Raw genomic sequence first — 2331 nt, forward strand, 5'->3', positions numbered from 1 at the left:
GTGTTTACGGTGCAATGGTTTAGCTTGGGTGTTATAGCGTTGTCGCACCTTAATTGGGCGTTAGTTGCAAATGGAGAATCATGGAAGAATTATCAGGTGGACGAGAGTCTTCAATATTCCGAGATGGCGATGTCGTCTATCGACCAGTTCAGCCTTGGAGTAACACGATTCATAGGTTGCTAGAACATTTAAAAGACTCTGGCTTCAATGAAGCACCTCAGTTTCTCGGCGTTCAAGGCGATCAAGAGAAGTTAAGTTTTGTAACTGGTGAGACATTCAATTACCCGTTAACGGGTGCTATCGCTACACAAGAGGCTTTGGTGTCAGCCGCTAAATTGCTGAGAAAGCTTCACGACTCAACTGCAACATTCGTTAGTCATATTGAACCTAATCACTTGCCTTGGATGTTAGAACCTCGAGAGCCATTTGAGGTCATATGTCATGGAGACTTTGCACCCTATAATGTTGCTCTCACCGGTAATATTGTGAGTGGCGTATTTGACTTTGATACCTCGCATCCAGCACCAAGGATTTGGGATTTAGCATATTCACTTTATTGCTGGGCTCCGTTTAAAACGGACAGTGTCGATAGGCTAGGTTCGATTGAGGATCAAACTAAAAGAGCTAAGGTATTCTGCGACAGTTATGGTGCTTCGTTGGGTCAGCGGGAACAACTCGCAGATCATATGGTTATACGCCTAAACGCACTAGTCAGCTTTATGCGCCAAGAGGCAGCCAATGGCAGCGAACAATTTTCTGAGAACATCGAGCACGGTCATCTTCAATCTTATCTCGATGATATAAAATACATTATCGATAATAAGCAAAAAATTCATCGCGCGTTGTGCAACTAACAAAGCGTTTAAGACGGACTCCCAACGCATGGCGTTTTCGGCTTTCTTCGGTTTAAGTGTCTATGTCACAATGGTTTAGGTAGGGTGGTCGGCGTTGCTCACCACTTAACGCGGCGTTATGAGGCTAATCAAATTTGGAGTACAAATGGAAGAAACTGTCAAAGTTTTTAGAGGCAAAATTGATTCAGATAGTGGGTACGTTTCTAAGCGACGGGGTTTAATATTACTATCTATGATTATGTTAGCCTTTACTTTTACAGGGGCTAAATTAACAGAAGTAAATACACTCATATTTAAATTTACTTTAGATCATCAAACTGGATTGCTTGAGTTGATGGTATTGGCTCAGTTATATTATTTTGCTCGTTATTACAGCTATGCATTCCCATATCAATCTGAGTTAGCCGAACTTTGGAAGTCCCGTTTGATGACAGATTATAAAGTTTTTAACTTCGATGAGGCGTCACAAGAGGTTTCTGGGTTAGTAGCAAAAAAGATGAATTTATTTGGAGGTGATTTTCCAGAGTGTCGGGGAACCAAATATGAAGTAAGTGGCTTATTTCAAAGGAATGTATATTTCGAGTCTTATATGATTGGAAGTGAAGGTGAGCATGAACCATATGTTGAAGTGTACAGATTAAATCAATTTGATGAATTTTGGACGAGAAAACATTTTTGGGCTTTATTGAGAGTTGAAACTAGGTATAGATTCTCAGCTCTTTTCCAATATCGAGAGAATTTGGATATTCTAGGACCATATTTTATTGGTTTTATTGCGCTATATATAACTTTAACAAATAGTAATTTAGATTTTTCTAGGTTTTTAGAACTTCTTTTGTAAAGCCTCATAACAAAGCATTTAAGGCGGATTCCCAACGCTCGGCATTTTTGGTTTGCTTTGAATTTAGTGTTTACGGCACAATACTTTAGGTCCAGTGGTCTGCGTTGCTCACCACTTAATGCGGCGTTATGTGTAGGTCACAGGAAATCAATTCTGTATTTTTTATAAGCCATCAATTAAGATGGCTTTGATCTTGAAATCTAGTCTATTTGTTTGGCGACGATCAGCCTAGATATTTTAATGCGATACTAACGAGAGTTAGTAAGCAAATTGCTATTTCGATAACATCATTCAGCAATATGATCTCCTATGTTATGTAGGTAAATGAGCCACTAATGCGCACGTGACTAGTTAGCATTAGTGGTTTTTTTGTATCTGGACTTAATCATATCGGACACGAATTAAAGTTGCAAACAGCTTTTCAACTGGTGGTGGTCTCTTTTTATGTCGTTATTGTGGATAACTCGATAAAATCCTTTAAAAACAAAGGTAAGTTATTAACACTTGGTTTTGCGAGTTACACATAACAAAGCGTTTAAAACGGATTCCCAACGCTCGGCATTTTTAGTTTGCATTGAATTTAGTGTTTACGGCACAATACTTTAGGTGCAGTGGTCTGCGTTGCTCACCACTTAA

2 protein-coding genes are annotated in these 2331 nt (G+C 39.1%); both read left to right on the forward strand.

Features of this window, described 5'->3' with window-relative positions; all coding sequences use genetic code 11:
- Positions 1 to 80 precede the first annotated feature (80 nt).
- Positions 81 to 854 carry an aminoglycoside phosphotransferase family protein gene (locus FCV43_RS19330; RefSeq protein ID WP_136996086.1) on the forward strand — a complete coding sequence of 258 codons (774 nt, stop codon included), beginning with the start codon at positions 81 to 83 and terminating at the stop codon, positions 852 to 854.
- Positions 855 to 999: 145 nt separating this feature from the next.
- Positions 1000 to 1695 (forward strand): hypothetical protein, encoded by a 696-nt coding sequence (locus FCV43_RS19335; RefSeq protein ID WP_136996087.1) that lies wholly within the window; start codon positions 1000 to 1002, stop codon positions 1693 to 1695.
- Positions 1696 to 2331: the final 636 nt, after the last annotated feature.

This window comes from Vibrio genomosp. F6, assembly GCF_005146325.1.
Taxonomy (GTDB): domain Bacteria; phylum Pseudomonadota; class Gammaproteobacteria; order Enterobacterales; family Vibrionaceae; genus Vibrio; species Vibrio cortegadensis.